General features: G+C 48.1%; 1 tRNA gene and 1 rRNA gene. Both read right to left on the reverse strand.

The features are described 5' to 3' along the window. Positions 1-3: 3 nt before the first annotated feature. A tRNA-Ile gene (locus tag AB5443_RS25195) sits at positions 4-77 on the reverse strand. Positions 78-260: 183 nt separating this feature from the next. Then, a 16S ribosomal RNA gene (locus AB5443_RS25200) occupies positions 261-1,790 on the reverse strand. Positions 1,791-1,864 lie beyond the last annotated feature (74 nt).

The following is a 1,864-nucleotide window of genomic DNA, read 5'->3' on the forward strand; positions in this document are numbered from 1 at the left end:
GGGTAGTCCCAGGCAGAGTTGAACTGCCGACCTCTACATTATCAGTGTAGCGCTCTAACCAACTGAGCTATAGGACTAGTTCAACCTTGTCTACCTTCTGTTAGACTCGGCTTCTTTTTTCTCTTGTTTATCTCTATCTATACTTCTATAGATGGTTGATCTATATTTTATAAATAAACAAGTACCAGTAGTACAATAAAAACAGAACCTCATTAACCGTGAGGTTAATTTAAAAGTCATATGTTACGGCATCGCTCCAGAAAGGAGGTGTTCCAGCCGCACCTTCCGGTACGGCTACCTTGTTACGACTTAGCCCCAATTACCAGTTTTACCCTAGGACGCTCCTTGCGGTTACGTACTTCAGGTACCCCCGGCTTTCATGGCTTGACGGGCGGTGTGTACAAGGCCCGGGAACGTATTCACCGCGCCATGGCTGATGCGCGATTACTAGCGAATCCAGCTTCACGAAGTCGGGTTGCAGACTTCGATCCGAACTGAGAGAGGTTTTTGGGATTGGCATCCTGTCACCAGGTAGCGGCCTTCTGTACCCCCCATTGTAACACGTGTGTAGCCCCGGACGTAAGGGCCGTGCTGATTTGACGTCATCCCCACCTTCCTCACATCTTACGACGGCAGTCTCTCCAGAGTCCTCAGCATGACCTGTTAGTAACTGAAGATAAGGGTTGCGCTCGTTATGGCACTTAAGCCGACACCTCACGGCACGAGCTGACGACAACCATGCAGCACCTTCACATTTGCCTTGCGGCTATAATGTTTCCACTATATTCAAATGCAATTTAAGCCCGGGTAAGGTTCCTCGCGTATCATCGAATTAAACCACATGTTCCTCCGCTTGTGCGGGCCCCCGTCAATTCCTTTGAGTTTCACCGTTGCCGGCGTACTCCCCAGGTGGAATACTTAATGCTTTCGCTTGGCCGCTTGCTGTATATCGCAAACAGCGAGTATTCATCGTTTACTGTGTGGACTACCAGGGTATCTAATCCTGTTTGATACCCACACTTTCGAGCCTCAGTGTCAGTCAACAGTCCAGTGAGCTGCCTTCGCAATCGGAGTTCTTCGTGATATCTAAGCATTTCACCGCTACACCACGAATTCCGCCCACCTCTACTGTACTCAAGACTGCCAGTTTCAACTGCAATTTTACGGTTGAGCCGCAAACTTTCACAACTGACTTAACAATCCACCTACGCTCCCTTTAAACCCAATAAATCCGGATAACGCTCGGATCCTCCGTATTACCGCGGCTGCTGGCACGGAGTTAGCCGATCCTTATTCATATGGTACATACAAAATGGTATGCATACCAAACTTTATTCCCATATAAAAGAAGTTTACAACCCATAGGGCCGTCATCCTTCACGCTACTTGGCTGGTTCAGGCTCGCGCCCATTGACCAATATTCCTCACTGCTGCCTCCCGTAGGAGTTTGGACCGTGTCTCAGTTCCAATGTGGGGGACCTTCCTCTCAGAACCCCTATCCATCGAAGGTTTGGTGAGCCGTTACCTCACCAACTGCCTAATGGAACGCATCCCCATCGATAACCGAAATTCTTTAATAGTTTCACCATGCGGTGAAAATATACCATCGGGTATTAATCTTTCTTTCGAAAGGCTATCCCCGAGTTATCGGCAGGTTGGATACGTGTTACTCACCCGTGCGCCGGTCGCCATCTAAAGTTTGCAAGCAAACTTTAATGCTGCCCCTCGACTTGCATGTGTTAAGCCTGTAGCTAGCGTTCATCCTGAGCCAGGATCAAACTCTTCATTGTAAAAGTATTGTTAATCGGTATTGCTACCGGTTGTTGCTCTGTTCAGGATGCCGTACAAAATTTATTGACTTCTT

The organism is Bacteroides sp. RTP21281st1_H5_RTP21281_210402, assembly GCF_040918965.1.
GTDB classification, from domain to species: domain Bacteria; phylum Bacteroidota; class Bacteroidia; order Bacteroidales; family Bacteroidaceae; genus Bacteroides; species Bacteroides congonensis.